Genomic DNA, 14,428 nt, shown 5'->3' with positions numbered 1-14,428 from the left:
CGGGGATTGGCGGTGAGTCTCGAACGGTATTTCACGGCTTATGACGAATGGCGCCACGGGGCGCTCGATGCGCTGGAGTCGCTCGCCCGCACGCTGGAATCCCTGGGCGTGGCGAACGAGGTGTTCAGGAGCCGGCTCGATGCCGCCCGCGAGCGGCTGCGCGAGGAGTGCCTGCGTCTGGCCTTCGTGGCGGAGTTTTCGCGCGGCAAGTCGGAGCTCATCAACGCGCTCGTCTTCTCTTCGCTCGGTGCGCGGGCGCTGCCTTCGCGCAGCGGACGCACCACCATGTGCCCTACCGAGATCGAATGGTTCGAGGGGGCGCGCCCGGAGGTGCTGTTGCTGCCGATCGACACGCGCCGCGAGATCGTCTCGTTGCACGAGGCGCGGCGTCGGCGCGAGTGCTGGAGCGTGCAGTCCTACAACCCGGAGAATCTGGCCTCGGTGCAGCAGGCGCTTGAGCGCGTGGGCGAAACCCGGCGTATTCCCGTCGACGAGGCCGAGTCCCTGGGCTTTCACATCGACCCGAGCGGGGAAGAGGGGCTGGTGCCCGGTGAGGACGGCCTCGTGGAAGTGCCTGCCTGGCGCCATGCCATCGTGCGCTATCCGCATCCGCTGCTCGCCCGCGGGCTGGTGATCCTCGACACGCCGGGGCTCAACGCCATCGGCGCCGAGACGGAGCTCACCCTCTCGCTGCTGCCGCAGGCCCACGCCGTGGTCTTCGTGCTGGCTGCCGACACGGGCGTCACCCAGAGCGACATGAAGATCTGGCGCCATTACGTGCTCGAGTCGCGCGTCGATCCCGACGAGGGTTGCCTCGTCGCGCTCAACAAGATCGACTCGCTGTGGGACGGCATCCGCACCGAAGCCGAGATCGAGCGCGAGATCGCCGCCCAGGTCCAGTCCGTGGCCCGCATGCTGGAGGTGCGCCCGGAGCACGTCTTCCCGCTGTCGGCGCAGAAGGCGCTGGCTGCGCGCATCCATGGGGACGAGGCGCTCTTGCGCCGCAGCCGCATCGAGCCTTTCGAACAGGCCTTGTCGCAGGATCTGCTCGGCAAGCGACAGGCGCTCACGCGCGAGGCGGTGGCGGCTGCCTTTCGCGAGATCGGCGCGCTGGCGGCGGGGATGGTGCGTGAGCGTCTGTCGGCGGTGGCGGCGCAAGAATCCGAGCTGGCCGCCCTGCGGGGCCAGAACCGCAGCCGCGTGGCCTATCTGCTGCGCAAGGCCCAGGCGGAGAAGGAAGAGTTCGACGCAGCCCTGCGCCGCTATCAGGCTACCCGGGCCGTCTACGCCAAACAGTGCCGGGAGCTGCTCGACGCGGTGGCGGTGTCGCGGTTCCGCTTCGAGCTCACCGACGTGCGCCATCAGATGGAAATGGCGGCCTTTTCCTCGGATCTCAAGGAACGCATCGAGCAGTTCTTCGAGCGGGTGTTTGCGCTCGTCGACCGGGCGCAGGCCAAGGCAAAGGAAATCCACGAAATGCTCACGGCCATGATGCGCCAGCTCGAGGTGGAGCATGGCATCGACTGCCGACCGCCGGCTCCGCTCGATTTCGCCGCCGCGCGCGCTTCGCTCGAGACGGCGCGAACCCTGGCCCTGCGCCAGCTCGCCAGCTGGGGTACCATGCTCGTGCATACCAAGTCGGGTGTCATCGAGCGATTCCTTTCCCTGGTCGCGAGCGAAGTCCAGCATCGCTGGGAGGCGATGCACCGCGAGGCGGCCACCTGGGTGCGGCAGGCGCTGCTGCCGCTCGAGGCGGCCCTGAAAGAGAAGAAGACCGAACTCGAGCTGCGCATGAACGGCATCGTGCGGGTGCATCAGGCAGCCGAGTCGCTGGAATCCCAGCTGGCCGAACTGCGCGCCGAGCGCGAGCGGCTCGAGCAGCAGCTGCAGCGGCTCGAAACCGCGCTGCAGCAGGGCCTGGAGACCATCGCCCGCCCCTTGCTCGAACGCGCCGCTTGATCCTTGCCCGGCTTGCGTGTAAATTCCTCGTGAGCTCATTCACGCAGCCAAGGCCATGGACACACGAAAAAAAGCGACGCGGGAATGTGAGCGGGTGGTCCAATCGCTGGTGGCAGCCATCCTTGCCGGCCATCATCCCCGGGGCGCCCGCTTGCCCTCGGAGCATGCTTTGTGTGCGAAGTTCGGGGTGAGCCGGACGGTAGTGCGCGAGGCCATTGCCCATCTGAAGGCCGAGGGGGTGGTGGCGGCGCGTCAGGGCTCGGGCACGTACGTCATCGATCGTCCAGGCCGCAAGGGGTTCCATCTCAAGAACGTCGAGGAAGTCGACGTGCTCGAAGAGCTGCGCCATATTCTCGAATTGCGCAAGGTGTTCGAGACCGGCGTGGCCGAACTGGCGGCGCTGCGGCGCAGCGAGGCCGATCTGCACCATCTCGAAGCGGTGGTGGCTGCCATGGACCGCTGGGCCCGTCAGGCGGCGCACTCGCCTGCCAAGGGGACGACCGGGGCGCAGTGGGACGACGAATTCCACCTGGCGCTCGCCCGCGCCACGCACAACCCCGAGATCGAGCGTTTCCAGGAATACCTGGGCACGAAGAATGCCGCCGTGCACCGCGTCCTCTGGGGCGAGGAGGGGCAGGTGCGGGATTGGCCGCTCGTAGCCAACGCCGAGCACCGCGAGATCCTCGAAGCGGTGCGTGCGGGCGATCCGGCGGCGGCACGGCGCGCGGCCGAACGTCATTTGGAAGGAACGGCCGATCGTGTGGCCGAAGTGCTGTGCCCGGCGGAGAATCCCGTCGAAGAATCCTCTACCCCGCTGGAGCGCGTCGATGGCTGAGACCCCGTCCGATTCCCTCTCCCCGACCGTTTCTCGCGAGGCGTTCGTCGCCGAGCTGCGCCGGCTGCTGCCCGAAGACGCCCTGATCCACGACGAGGCCGAACTTCGCGCCTACGAGTGCGACGGCCTTTCGGCCTTTCGCGAGCTGCCCTGGGCCGTGGCGCTGCCGCGCAGCGAGGAAGAGGTGGTGGCACTGCTCCAGACCTGTCACCGTCTGCGGGTGCCGGTCGTGCCGCGCGGAGCCGGCACGGGGCTCTCTGGCGGGGCGCTGCCGCACCCGCAGGGGCTGGTGCTGTCGCTCGCGCGCTTGAACCGCATCCTCGCCCTCGACCCCTTCGCACGTACCGCCACGGTGCAGCCGGGAGTGCGTAACCTCGCCATTTCGGAAGCAGCCGCGCCGTACGGGCTCTATTACGCGCCCGATCCGTCCTCGCAGATCGCCTGTACCCTGGGGGGCAACGTGGCCGAGAATTCCGGGGGCGTGCATTGCCTGAAGTACGGCCTCACGGTGCACAACGTGCTGCGCGTGCGCGGCTACACCGCCGCAGGGGAGCCCGTCGTTTTTGGCAGCCTCGCCCCCGATGCGCCGGGCTACGACCTGCTCGCGCTGGCGATCGGCTCGGAGGGAATGCTGGCGGTGGTCACCGAGATCACGGTGAAACTGCTGCCCCGGCCGCAGACGGCGCGTTGCATCCTCGCTGCCTTCGACTCGGTGCGCGCCGCCGGCGAGGCGGTGGCCGCGATCATCGCCGAAGGCATCATCCCCGCGGGGCTGGAGATGATGGACCAGGGGGCGACGATCGCCGCGGAGGATTTCGTCCACGCCGGCTATCCGCTTCAGGCCGCGGCGGTGCTGCTGTGCGAGTCCGACGGCACGCCCGAGGAGGTGGAAGAAGAGATCGCGCGCATGGGAGCGGTGCTCGAGCGCTGCGGCGCCACCGAGTGGCGCGTCTCGCGCGACGAGGAGGAGCGGCTGCGCTTCTGGGCTGGACGCAAGGCGGCGTTTCCGGCCGCCGGGCGCGTCTCGCCCGACTACTACTGCATGGACGGAACGATTCCGCGCAAGGCCCTGGGCGAGATGCTGGAGGCGATCGCCGAGATGGAGCGCGAATACGGCCTGCGCTGCCTCAACGTCTTTCACGCCGGCGACGGCAACCTGCATCCCCTGATCCTGTTCGACGCGAACCAGCCTGGAGAATGGGAGCGGGCCGAGGCGTTCGGCGCCGACATCCTCGAGCTCTCGGTGCGGCTCGGCGGCACGGTCACCGGCGAGCACGGCGTGGGGATGGAGAAGATCAACCAGATGTGCGTGCAGTTCTCGCCCGTGGAGCTCGAAGCCTTCTTCCAGGTGAAGGCGGCTTTCGACCCGGCGGGGATTCTGAACCCCGGCAAGGCGATTCCCACGCTGCACCGCTGCGCCGAATACGGCCGCATGCGCGTGTCGCGCGGCAAGCTGCCTTTTGCCGAGTTGCCGCGCTTTTGAACGGCGTGAGCGAGCGGGCCTGGGTGCAGCTGTTATTGGTCGGCATTCCCGTGCTGGGGCTGATCGGTTCCTTGCTGTGGCTGCGCGACGAGGCGCGGCTTGCCGAGCGACACCGAAAAAAACGACAGGAGGGGCAATGAACGCGATCGTCGATCGCCTGCGCGATCAGGTGTTGGAGGCGCGCGGGCGCAGGCGGCTGGAGATCCGCGGCGGGGGCAGCAAATCCTGGTACGGCGCGCCGGATCCGGATGCCGAGCCGCTGGAAGTGGGGGCGCTCTCCGGCATCATCCGCTACGAGCCCTCGGAATTGGTGCTCACCGCCTATGGCGGCACGCCGTTGGCGGAAGTGGAGGCGCTGCTCGCGCAGCACCGGCAATGGTTGCCCTTCTCGCCGCCGCACTTCGCCGACTCGGCCACGATCGGGGGGGCGGTGGCCTCCGGCCTCTCCGGCCCGACCCGCTGGGGGCACGGGGCGCTGCGTGACTACGTGCTGGGGGTTCGGGTGCTCGATGGTCAGGGACGGGTGCTGCGCTTCGGCGGCGAGGTGATGAAGAACGTCGCCGGCTATGACGTCTCCCGGCTCTTTGCCGGCTCGCTCGGCACGCTAGGGGTGATCCTGGAAGTGTCGCTGAAAGTGCTGCCGCTGCCCCCGGCCACCCGTACTCTGCGCTTTGCCTGCAGCCAGGACGAGGCGATCGAGCGGTTCAACCGTTTGGCGGGGCAGCCGCTGCCGCTGTCGGCGAGCGTGTGGTGGCAGGGGGAATCGACCCTGCGCCTTGCCGGCGCCCGGGCGGCGGTGGAAGCGGCCGCGACGCGCCTGGGCGGCGAGGTGCTGCCCGAGGAGGCGGCTCGCGTTTTCTGGGAGGACGTGCGCGAGCAGCGGCTGCCCGCCTGGAAGCTGCAGGAGGGCGAGGTGCTGTGGCGCCTGGCGCTGCCGCCGACCACGCCCGCCTGGGCGGATGCGGAGGATGCGCTCGTCGAATGGGGAGGCGGGTTGCGCTGGCTACGCCGGCCGGCGGCCGACGATTCCTGGTTCGAGCGCGCCCGCGCCGTGGGCGGACATGCCATGCGCTGGCGCGGTGCCCGGACCGGTGAGCGCGTGTTCGCGCCGCGTGGCGCCGCCGAGCGCGCCATCGAAGCGCGGCTCAAGGTTGCATTCGACCCCGACGGCGTGTTCGCGCGCCGCTTGCCCTTGGAGTGAGCGATGCAGACGAATCTGGCCGATTTCATCCGTGACACCCCCGCCGGCCGGGTGGCCGACGCCATCCTGCGCAAGTGCGTGCACTGCGGCTTCTGCACCGCCACCTGCCCTACCTACCAGCTGCTCGGCGACGAACTCGACGGGCCGCGCGGGCGTATCTACCAGATCAAGGAGGTGCTCGAAGGGGTGCCGCCTACGCGCGCCATCCAGCAGCACCTCGACCGCTGCCTCACCTGCCGCGCCTGCGAGACGACCTGTCCCTCGGGCGTGGAGTACGCCCATCTGCTCGACATCGGCCGGCACGAAGTCGATGCGCGCGTGCCACGGCCGCTCGCCGAGCGGGCCAAGCGCTGGGCGCTCGCGCGCGTGCTGCCCGAGCGAAAACGCTTCGCCGCGGCGCTGCGGCTCGCCCGTATGGGCAAGGGGGTGCTGCCAGATTCCCTGGCCGGGAAGATTCCGGCCCCTCAGGAAGCCGGGCCCCGGCCGGCGGCACAGCACGCGCGCCGCTGGTGGCGGCTGGAAGGCTGCGTTCAGCCCGAGCTCAAGCCGGCGATCGACGCGGCGGCCGAGCGCGTGTTCGACCGCCTGGGCATCTCGCTCGAGGCGGCGCCGGGGGCGGGCTGCTGCGGGGCGATCGAATGGCACCTCGACGAGCAGGAGCGGGCGCGCGCGCGGGCGCGGCGCAACATCGATGCCTGGTGGCCGGCGATCGAGTCGGGCGACATCGAGGGCATCCTCATCACCGCCTCCGGCTGTGCGGCGCAGGTGCGCGATTACGGCTTCTGGCTCGCCGAGGATCCGGTCTATGCCGACAGGGCGGCGCAGGTGGCGCAACGGGCGCGCGACGTGAGCGAGGTGCTCGCCGCCGAATTCGCCGCGCTCGAAGCGCAGCTGCCGGCGCAGCCGATTCCGCGCGGAGCCGTGGCCTTTCACGCCCCCTGTTCGCTGCAGCACGGCCTGAAAGTGCGCGGGGTGGTGGAACGGCTGCTCGCGCGCGCGGGCTACACGCTCGTTCCGGTGCGCGATGCGCACCTGTGCTGCGGCTCGGCCGGAACCTACTCCCTGCTGCAGGCGGAATTGGCCGAGGCGCTCAAGCGCAACAAGCTCGCCGCGCTCACCGAGCACGCCCCGGCCCGGATCGCCTCGGCCAACATCGGCTGCATCACCCACCTGGAACAGGGCGCGAACGTGCCGGTGCAGCACTGGATCGAACTCCTCGACGAGGCGCTGAGGACATGAACCTCCTCCATTTCACCAAGATGCACGGTCTGGGCAACGATTTCGTCGTCATCGACGCGATCCGCCAGCGCTTCACCCCTTCGCCTGAACTGGTGCGCTGGCTCGCCGACCGGCATTTCGGCATCGGCTGCGACCAGCTCCTGCTGGTGGAGCCGCCTACCCGTCCCGACGCCGATTTCCGCTACCGCATCTTCAACGCCGACGGCGGCGAGGTGGCGCAGTGCGGCAACGGCGCGCGCTGCTTTGCCCGTTTCGTGGTGGAGAAAGGGCTCACCAGCAAGCGGCGCCTGCGCGTGGAGACGGCGAGCGGCGTGATCGAACCCGAGCTGCGCGAAGCAGATGAGGTGGCCGTCGACATGGGGGTGCCGGTACTCGAGCCCGCACGCATCCCCTTCGTGAGCGACACGGACGCGGTGGTGCAGACGCTCGAAGTCGATGGCGCGCGGGTGGAACTCACGGCGGTCTCCATGGGCAATCCCCACGCGGTGCTGGTGGTGGAGGACGTCGATCGGGCGCCGGTGGCCGAGCTCGGCGCGCAGATCGAGCGCCATCCCCGTTTTCCCGAGCGCGTCAACGTCGGCTTCATGCAGGTGCTCGCGCCCGATGCGATCCGGCTGCGGGTGTTCGAGCGCGGGGCGGGCGAGACGCTTGCCTGCGGCACGGGCGCCTGCGCCGCGGTGGTGGCCGGCACCCTGCGCGGGGTGCTGCGCCCGCCGGTGACGGTGCACACGCGCGGCGGGCGGCTGCGCATCGAGTGGGCCGGTCCCGGCCAGCCCGTGATCATGATCGGGCCGGCGCGCACGGTGTTCGAGGGGGTGATCGACCTCGACCAACCTTGGGAACTGCCGCGATGAGCTGCTCGCACGACGACGTTCGCCATTATCTGCAGGAACATCCGGACTTCTTCCTGCGCGAGCCGGCGCTGGCGGCCTCCTTGGCCCTGCCGTCCGAAGGGCCGGGGGGGACGGTGTCTCTCGCCCAGCATCAGGCGAGCCTGCTGCGCGGCCAACTCCAGGCGCTGGAAGAGAAATTCGCCCAGCTCTTGCAGATCGGGCGGCAGAACGACCAGCTCGCCGAGCGGATGCATCGCCTCGCGCTCGCCCTGATGGAGGCGGAGACGCGCCCTCAGGTGCGCCACATCCTCACGCGCGCGCTCAGCGAAGAATTCGCCGTGCCGACGGTGCGCCTGGGGCTGCCCGGTTGGCTCGCGGCGGAATTGCCCGAGGCGCTGGCCGAATTCGCCCGCACGCTCGCCGAGGTGCACGTGGGCTCGCCGCCGCATCCGGCGCTGGCCGCCTGGCTCGGTGCCGACGTCGCCTCCTGCGCCGTGTTGCCGCTGCCGGTGCCCGAGGAGGGCGTGGGGTTGCTGGCGCTCGGCAGTCCCGAGCCGCAGCGCTTCTACCCGGCGATGGGAACCGTCTTTCTGCGGCGTATCGGCGAGCTCGCGGCAGCGGCGCTTGCCCGCTGCCGCGAGGCGGCGTGAGCCTCATGGACGAAGCCAAGCTGCCCGACGCGATCGAGCGCTACCTCGCCGCGCTCGAGGCCGAGCGCCGCAGCGCCACGGCGACCGTGCGTGCCTACCGGCTGGAACTCGCAGCCCTGGCCGAGGCCACGGGCGGCGAGCCGCTGCGCGCCGATGCGGCTGCCTTACGCGCGGCGCTCGCCCGGGCGCACGGGCAGGGTCTGGCGCCGCGTTCGCTCGCGCGCCGCCTGTCGTCCTGGCGCGGGTTCTACCGCTGGGCGCTGCGCCAGGGTTGGGTGGCGGCCAACCCCGCCGACGGGCTGCGCGCGCCGCGTGCGCCGCGCCTCTTGCCCAAGGCGCTGGGGGTGGACGAGACGCAGCGCGTGCTCGACGCCGCGCCCGAGGCGGGGCTGGAGGTGCGCGACCGCGCCATGGCCGAACTCCTCTACGCCACGGGGCTGCGGGTGGCCGAGCTCGTCTCGCTCGACCTCGATCCCGCCTGCCTCGATCTCGACCAGGGTTGGGTGAGCGTGACCGGCAAACGCGGCAAACGCCGCACCGTGCCGCTGGGGCGCACGGCCATCGCGGCGCTGCACCAGTGGCTCGCGCTGCGCGCCGAGCTCGTGGCGCCGGGCGAGAAGGCGCTCTTCGTGAGCCGCGAGGGCACGCGCCTCTCCCCTCAGGGGGTGGGAAGCCGCCTGGTGCGCTGGGGACGCAAGCATGGCGTGGAAGGGAGCCTCCATCCGCACCGGCTGCGCCACAGCTTCGCCAGTCACCTACTGCAATCCTCGGGCGACCTGCGGGCGGTACAGGAACTCCTGGGACACGCCTCGATCGCCAGCACCCAAGTCTATACCCGGCTCGATTTCCAGCATCTGGCGCGCATCTACGACGCGGCCCATCCGCGGGCCAAACGCAAATAAGGACCGGAATCTTTCCATGGCGACCTTGATCCTCAAACCGGGGCGGGAGCGCTCGCTCATGCGGCGTCACCCCTGGATTTTCGACACCAGCGTCGAGCGCATCGACGGACCGGTGAGAAACGGCGACACCGTGCTCGTGGCGCGCCACGACGGCACGCCGCTCGCGCGCGCCGGGGTGTCGCTCGCTTCGCGCATCCGCGCGCGGGTGTGGCACTTCACGCCGGATTCGCCCGTCGATCACGCCTTCTTCCGGCGGCGCATCGCCCAGGCGATCGCCCGGCGTCTGGCGCATCCCCTCTTGCGCGGGCAGCAGGGTCTGAGGCTGGTGCACGGCGAGGCCGACGGCCTGCCCGGCGTGATCCTCGATCGCTTCGGCGCGGTGGCGGTGTTGCAGATGACCTTTGCCGGGGCCGAGCGCTGGCGCGAGGCCATCGTCGATGCCATCCGGCGCGCCTTGCCGGAGCTGGAGGCGCTCTACGAGCGGTCGGATTCCGGCGCGCGCCGGCTCGAAGGGCTGGAACCGCGCAGCGGGCTTCTTTTCGGAACCTTGCCCGAGACGGTGGTGATCGAGGAGTACGGCGTGCGTCTGCTCGTCGACGTGGTGCAGGGGCACAAGACCGGCTTTTATCTCGATCAGCGCGAGAACCGGCGGCTCGCCGGGCAGCTCGCCGAGGGGGCGCGGGTGCTCAATGCGTTTTGCTACAGCGGCGGGTTTTCGCTGCACGCGCTCGCGGGCGGCGCGCGCGAGGTCTGCTCGATCGATTCGAGCGGTCCGGCGCTGGAACTCGCGCGGCGCAACCTCGCCCTCGATGCCGAATTGCCGGCGGATCGGGCGCGCTGGTTCGAGGCCGACGTCTTCACTCTGCTGCGCGAGTGGGAGCGCGACGGCGAGCGCTTCGACCTCGTCATCCTCGATCCGCCCAAGTTCGCTCCCTCGGCGGCCCACGTGCCCCAGGCGCGGCGGGCGTATCGCGACGTCAACCTGCACGGCATGCGCCTGGTCGCCCCCGGCGGGCTTTTGATGACGTTTTCCTGCTCCGGCGGCATCGGCGCGGAGGAATTCCGCGAGATCGTCGCCGAGTGCGCCGCCAAGAACGGGCGCGACGCGCAGGTGCTCGCCCGCCTGCAGGCCGGACCGGATCATCCGGTGGGTCTGGCGGTGCCCGAGAGCGAATATCTCAAAGGGCTGCTCGTGCGGCTGGAATGAATCCGATCGGGGCGAGGCGGAAGATTTTTCGCTCGATCAACCCCTTGCATTCGTTTCGTGGTACCATCCCGCGCTCTTTCGGCGACCTCGGCGTCGAGGTCGGGTCCTTTCGTCCATGGAGGGTTCGATCATGTCGGAGATGGGTTCTGGGGTCCGTCTGCAGCCGGCGGCGTTGCAATTTCCGGTGTCGTGGTATTTCGACGAGGCGCTGTTTCGCCGCGAGCTGGAGGTTTTTTTCCGTCAGGGGCCGGGCTATGTCGGGCACGAGGCCATGGTGCCCGAGCCGGGTTCCTACCGCTCGCTCGAGTGGCTCGACCACGCCAAGGCGCTGGTGCGCGATGCCCAGGGGCCGGCGCTGCTGTCCAACGTCTGCCGCCATCGGCAGGCCATCATGCTGCAGGGGGAAGGGAAGACCGAGCACGTCGTCTGCCCTCTGCACCGCTGGACCTACGATCTCACGGGGCGGCTGGTGGGTGCGCCGCATTTCTCCGAGACGCCTTGCCTGAACCTGCAGCGCGAGGCGCTGGAATCGTGGAACGGGCTCCTCTTCCGCGGGCCGCGCTCGGCGGCGGCCGATCTCGCTGGCATGGAGCTTGCCCGCTGGTTCGACTTCTCCGGCTACAAGCTCGACCGGGTCGTGCGCCACGACTGCCACTACAACTGGAAGACTTTCGTCGAGGTGTATCTCGAGGATTACCACGTCGTGCCCTTCCATCCGGGGCTGGGCAATTTCGTCGATTGCAGCGCGCTCGAGTGGCAGTTCGGCGAATGGTACTCCGTGCAGCGCGTGGGCATTACGGCGCTCGACAAGCCGGGCACGCCGGTCTATGCGCGCTGGCACAAGGCGGTACTCGATTATCATCAAGGGGGGCTCCCCGAGCACGGCGCGATCTGGATGCTGTACTACCCCAACGTTATGGTGGAGTGGTATCCCAATACCCTGGTGGTGAGCACCCTGTGGCCGGTGTCGGTGAGCGAGACGATCAACGTGGTGGAATTCTATTATCCCGAAGAGATCGTCGAGTTCGAGCGCGAGTACGTCGAAGCGCAGCAGGCGGCTTATATGGAAACGGCGGTCGAGGACGATGAAATCGCCGAGCGCATGGACCGCGGCCGCAAGGCGCTCCTGGCCGAGGGCAGGGACGAGGTCGGGCCCTATCAGGAGCCGTTCGAAGTGGGGATGCCGCATTTCCACGCGTTCTACCGCCGGATGATGGGGCTGGAAGGCGGCTGCTGAAGTAGCCGCTTGTCCCGTGTTCCTCGAGGCGCCTGCGGGCGCCTTTTTCATCGGCTCGCCGCAGGCGGATCGGCATCGGCCGGCCACAGCAGCCACAGGGCGACTTCGTCGCGCCTGCGCCCGGCCCGCTCGCCCGCTTCCTTGCCGCTGCCTTCATAGACGTCGACGCGCAGCGGCCCCTGGATGGCCCCACCCGTATCCTGCGCCAGCATCAGCCGGGCGAACGGCTGCGTGCCCGAAACGGCGGCGTAGAGCGGCGCGCCCAGCGGCAGATGGGCCGGATCGACCGCGAGGCTGCGCTGCGGCGTGAGCGGCACGCCCAGGGTGCCGAGGGGACCGGGGCCGTCGGCGGGCAATTCACGGAAGAAGACATAGGCCGGGTTGGCGTCGAGCACTTCCTGACGCCGTTCGGGGTGGCGTTCGAGCCAGCGCCGGATTCCCTGTGCCGAGGCTTCCTGCAAGGTGAGCTCGCCGGAGTCGATGAGCAGGCGCCCGATGGAGCGGTACGGGTGGCCGTTGTGATCGGCGTAGCCGATGCGCAAGGTGGCGCCATCGGGCAGACGCAGCAGGCCGGAGCCCTGGATCTGCAGGAAGAAGAAATCGAGCTCGTCGGCCGCCCAGAAGAGCACCGGCGCAGGGAGCCGCTCGCCCAGGGCGCGGATCTCGGCGCGGCTGTGATAGGGCACGAGCCGATGGCCCTCCAGCCGGCCCTTGAGGCGCAGATTCTTCGTCGCCGGCGCGACCTCGCCCAGATCCACGGTGACGAGGTCGGCGGGCGGTCCGAGGATGGGGGTGCGGTGGCGGGCATCCGGCGTACGGCTCGCGGCGATCAGCGGTTCGTAATAACCGGTGGCGAGCCCCGTGTCGCGGGCGCTGCCGTCGGGCTGCACCGCGACGAGCCGCCAGGGCCGCAGGCGTTGCTCCAGAAAATGGCGCAGTACCGCGTCCTCGCGCGGCTGCTCGCGCGCCTCGCGGCACAGCGTTTGCCACGCGGGGTCGATCGTTTCGAGCCACGGGCAGCCCGCCAAGAAAGCATCCCACGCCTGCGAAGGGCGATCGGCGCGCCAGCCGGGAAGCGCTTCCCATGAGGCGGGTTCGGCGCGCAAAGCAGGCGTGGCTTGCGGCGTGCGCGGAGGTTCGGTGGGCGGGCAGACGCAGAGCGGCGTTTGCGGCACCTCGCCGCGGCAGGCAGCGAGGGCGAGGAGGAATACGGCAAGCAGAGTGCGGCGCGGCGCAATGAAACGTCTCATGAGCGGTCGAGGGCGATGGAATCCGGCCCCAAGTATATCCGCCAAGAGCATAATGGCACGGGGGACGATCGCGCAGGGAGGGGGCGATGCGGCAGGGGCGGAAACGAATGGCATGGTGGGCGGGTCTGGGTCTGGTGTGGACGCTGACAGCGGCAGGGGAGCCGTCGGTGGTGAGCGGCGGCGAGGCGGTTTGGCCGGAGTTTGGGCAGGAGCGAAGCGCCGGGGCCGAGCGCGTCGATTTTTCTCGTTTACCCCTCGAACGGGCGATCGCCATGGTCCATGGCGCAGGGGCGCGGAAGATCGTTTCGTTCGAAGATCCGAATTGCGCATACTGCAAGAAACTGATGCGCGAACTCGAGGCAGTCGACGACGTGACCGTCTATGTCTTCCTCTATCCCATTCTGGAGGGGGATTCGTGGGAAAAATCTCGGCAGATCTGGTGCGCTCCGGATCGGGCGCGGGCATGGCGGGCGTGGATGCTCGAAGGGAAAGAGCCGGCATCGGCGTCGCCGGGCTGTGACGCGAGCGCGCTCGAACACAACCTTGCGCTGGGCCGGCGGTTGGGAATCTCGGTGGTGCCGACGATCGTTCTGCCGTCGGGAAGGCGCATTCCTGGGCTGATCCGCGCGCCCGACCTCATGGATTTCTTGTCCCGGGAACGGTGAGGGTACCGCGAGCAGACGGCTGCACGGCCGGATGGCGGCCTCGCCCCGTGCCCGGATGCTCACCGAGTGGGTATCCTTTTGAGCGAGCGGGCAGAGATTGACAACTGTATCGATACGAGATACAGTTTCGCCCCTGCCGAGGGGAGATTCCATGGATGAGAGTCAGTTCGCTCACAAGGGCCTGTATTGGTTCTACGCGAGTGGTTCCCTCAAGGGGATACAGCCGGGTCACGAAGCAAAATTGCGGCGCATCTTGTCAGCGCTCGATGCGGCTCATGAGCCACGGGATTTGGCATTGCCCGGCTTCAAGCTCCATCGTTTGCAGGGAGACATGGTGGGCTTTTGGGCAATGACCGTCAATAAGAACTGGAGGGTCATTTTTCGCTTCAAAGATGGAAACATATGTGACATAAATTATATCGATTATAATTAAAGCCGTGTTTAAATGTAAATATCATATGGAAAAATGCCATGTACAATCCATCGCATCCGGGAGAAATCTTGAGGGAAGAAGTGATCGACGCTTTGGGCTTGTCGGTGACGGAGGCGGCTCGGCGGTTAGGGATGTCGCGGGTAGCGTTATCGCGCGTGCTCAACGGAAAAGCGGGCATCAGTCCTGATTTGGCGATACGGCTGGAACGGGCGGGGGTCGCAACGGCGCGGGCCTGGCTGCAGATGCAGGCGAATTACGATTTATGGCAAGCCATGCAGCATGAGCAACCCCCTGTGCGTCCGCTGGCCGAACATGTACCTGCGTGAGTGATCGGAGTGCCCTCGAACCCAACCTTGCGCTGGGCTGGCGCTGGGGGATCTCGGCGGTGCCGAGGTTCATTCTGCCGTCGGGAAGGCGCATTTCCGGGCAGGACGCGGGTATACTCATCCTCCTCATGGGCGAGGGGTGCGATGCCCGGTTCGGACGGAGAGACGATGGAAGCGAAGGACGTGCAGGGGTTGGTCGCGGCGCTCG

At 68.8% G+C, this 14,428-nt stretch carries 15 protein-coding genes; 14 read left to right on the top strand and 1 reads right to left on the bottom strand.

Translation table 11 applies throughout. The annotated features are described in order from the left end of the window. Positions 1-12 precede the first annotated feature (12 nt). The 11 genes from OA56_RS06830 (at position 13) to OA56_RS06780 (ending at position 11,546) form a co-directional block, all read left to right on the top strand. Positions 13-1,959: a dynamin family protein gene (locus tag OA56_RS06830; RefSeq protein WP_461584244.1), complete on the top strand. Its 1,947-nt coding sequence runs from the start codon at positions 13-15 to the stop codon at positions 1,957-1,959. A gap of 55 nt (positions 1,960-2,014) precedes the next feature. Next, positions 2,015-2,794 (top strand): FadR/GntR family transcriptional regulator, encoded by a 780-nt coding sequence (locus OA56_RS06825; protein ID WP_461584242.1) that lies wholly within the window; start codon positions 2,015-2,017, stop codon positions 2,792-2,794. After that, positions 2,787-4,277 carry an FAD-linked oxidase C-terminal domain-containing protein gene (locus tag OA56_RS06820; protein ID WP_055422504.1) on the top strand — a complete coding sequence of 497 codons (1,491 nt, stop codon included), beginning with the start codon at positions 2,787-2,789 and terminating at the stop codon, positions 4,275-4,277. Before OA56_RS06825 ends, OA56_RS06820 begins: the two co-directional genes overlap by 8 nt. Positions 4,278-4,282: 5 nt before the next feature. After that, positions 4,283-4,417 (top strand): hypothetical protein, encoded by a 135-nt coding sequence (locus tag OA56_RS06815; RefSeq protein ID WP_461584240.1) that lies wholly within the window; start codon positions 4,283-4,285, stop codon positions 4,415-4,417. Beyond that, positions 4,414-5,478: a glycolate oxidase subunit GlcE gene (gene glcE / locus OA56_RS06810; RefSeq protein ID WP_461584238.1), complete on the top strand. Its 1,065-nt coding sequence runs from the start codon at positions 4,414-4,416 to the stop codon at positions 5,476-5,478. Before OA56_RS06815 ends, glcE begins: the two co-directional genes overlap by 4 nt. A 3-nt stretch (positions 5,479-5,481) precedes the next feature. Then, positions 5,482-6,717, top strand: a complete 1,236-nt coding sequence (glcF, locus tag OA56_RS06805) for a glycolate oxidase subunit GlcF (protein WP_461584236.1) — start codon at positions 5,482-5,484, stop codon at positions 6,715-6,717. Next, on the top strand, positions 6,714-7,571 hold the full coding sequence (gene dapF, locus OA56_RS06800; RefSeq protein WP_461584234.1) for a diaminopimelate epimerase: 858 nt from the start codon (positions 6,714-6,716) through the stop codon (positions 7,569-7,571). The genes glcF and dapF overlap by 4 nt, the downstream gene beginning before the upstream one ends. Then, on the top strand, positions 7,568-8,200 hold the full coding sequence (locus OA56_RS06795; RefSeq protein WP_461584232.1) for a DUF484 family protein: 633 nt from the start codon (positions 7,568-7,570) through the stop codon (positions 8,198-8,200). Before dapF ends, OA56_RS06795 begins: the two co-directional genes overlap by 4 nt. A gap of 5 nt (positions 8,201-8,205) precedes the next feature. Continuing rightward, a complete protein-coding gene (locus tag OA56_RS06790; RefSeq protein ID WP_461584302.1) occupies positions 8,206-9,102 on the top strand; it encodes a tyrosine recombinase XerC in 897 nt (298 codons plus the stop codon). Between the two features lie 16 nt (positions 9,103-9,118). Next, positions 9,119-10,309, top strand: coding sequence for a class I SAM-dependent rRNA methyltransferase (locus OA56_RS06785; protein WP_461584230.1), 1,191 nt, complete (start codon positions 9,119-9,121; stop codon positions 10,307-10,309). A gap of 130 nt (positions 10,310-10,439) precedes the next feature. Beyond that, on the top strand, positions 10,440-11,546 hold the full coding sequence (locus tag OA56_RS06780) for an aromatic ring-hydroxylating oxygenase subunit alpha (RefSeq protein ID WP_055422511.1): 1,107 nt from the start codon (positions 10,440-10,442) through the stop codon (positions 11,544-11,546). Between the two features lie 47 nt (positions 11,547-11,593). On the opposite strand, the gene mltA is transcribed toward OA56_RS06780, so the two are convergent. After that, positions 11,594-12,796: a murein transglycosylase A gene (gene mltA / locus OA56_RS06775; RefSeq protein ID WP_461584227.1), complete on the bottom strand. Its 1,203-nt coding sequence runs from the start codon at positions 12,794-12,796 to the stop codon at positions 11,594-11,596. Between the two features lie 107 nt (positions 12,797-12,903). On the opposite strand from mltA, the gene OA56_RS06770 reads away from it, so the two are divergent. The 3 genes from OA56_RS06770 (at position 12,904) to OA56_RS06760 (ending at position 14,220) form a co-directional block, all read left to right on the top strand. Beyond that, positions 12,904-13,461: a DsbC family protein gene (locus OA56_RS06770; protein ID WP_206202128.1), complete on the top strand. Its 558-nt coding sequence runs from the start codon at positions 12,904-12,906 to the stop codon at positions 13,459-13,461. A 151-nt stretch (positions 13,462-13,612) separates the two neighbouring features. Beyond that, positions 13,613-13,894, top strand: coding sequence for a type II toxin-antitoxin system RelE/ParE family toxin (locus tag OA56_RS06765; protein WP_055422513.1), 282 nt, complete (start codon positions 13,613-13,615; stop codon positions 13,892-13,894). A gap of 38 nt (positions 13,895-13,932) precedes the next feature. Beyond that, a complete protein-coding gene (locus tag OA56_RS06760; RefSeq protein WP_055422514.1) occupies positions 13,933-14,220 on the top strand; it encodes a HigA family addiction module antitoxin in 288 nt (95 codons plus the stop codon). Positions 14,221-14,428 lie beyond the last annotated feature (208 nt).

Source organism: Tepidiphilus sp. HLB4 (genome assembly GCF_054823945.1).
Note: the sequence above shows the minus strand (reverse complement) of the source record. Positions and strands in the feature narration are given on the sequence as shown.

Coding starts and splice junctions, on each gene's coding strand:
- OA56_RS06825 (WP_461584242.1), top strand. CDS start 2,015: ATGGACACACGAAAAAAAGCGACGCGGGAATGTGAGCGGGTGGTCCAA.
- OA56_RS06820 (WP_055422504.1), top strand. CDS start 2,787: ATGGCTGAGACCCCGTCCGATTCCCTCTCCCCGACCGTTTCTCGCGAG.
- glcE (WP_461584238.1), top strand. CDS start 4,414: ATGAACGCGATCGTCGATCGCCTGCGCGATCAGGTGTTGGAGGCGCGC.
- glcF (WP_461584236.1), top strand. CDS start 5,482: ATGCAGACGAATCTGGCCGATTTCATCCGTGACACCCCCGCCGGCCGG.
- dapF (WP_461584234.1), top strand. CDS start 6,714: ATGAACCTCCTCCATTTCACCAAGATGCACGGTCTGGGCAACGATTTC.
- OA56_RS06795 (WP_461584232.1), top strand. CDS start 7,568: ATGAGCTGCTCGCACGACGACGTTCGCCATTATCTGCAGGAACATCCG.
- OA56_RS06790 (WP_461584302.1), top strand. CDS start 8,206: ATGGACGAAGCCAAGCTGCCCGACGCGATCGAGCGCTACCTCGCCGCG.
- OA56_RS06785 (WP_461584230.1), top strand. CDS start 9,119: ATGGCGACCTTGATCCTCAAACCGGGGCGGGAGCGCTCGCTCATGCGG.
- OA56_RS06780 (WP_055422511.1), top strand. CDS start 10,440: ATGTCGGAGATGGGTTCTGGGGTCCGTCTGCAGCCGGCGGCGTTGCAA.
- mltA (WP_461584227.1), bottom strand. CDS start 12,796: ATGAGACGTTTCATTGCGCCGCGCCGCACTCTGCTTGCCGTATTCCTC.
- OA56_RS06770 (WP_206202128.1), top strand. CDS start 12,904: ATGGCATGGTGGGCGGGTCTGGGTCTGGTGTGGACGCTGACAGCGGCA.
- OA56_RS06765 (WP_055422513.1), top strand. CDS start 13,613: ATGGATGAGAGTCAGTTCGCTCACAAGGGCCTGTATTGGTTCTACGCG.
- OA56_RS06760 (WP_055422514.1), top strand. CDS start 13,933: ATGTACAATCCATCGCATCCGGGAGAAATCTTGAGGGAAGAAGTGATC.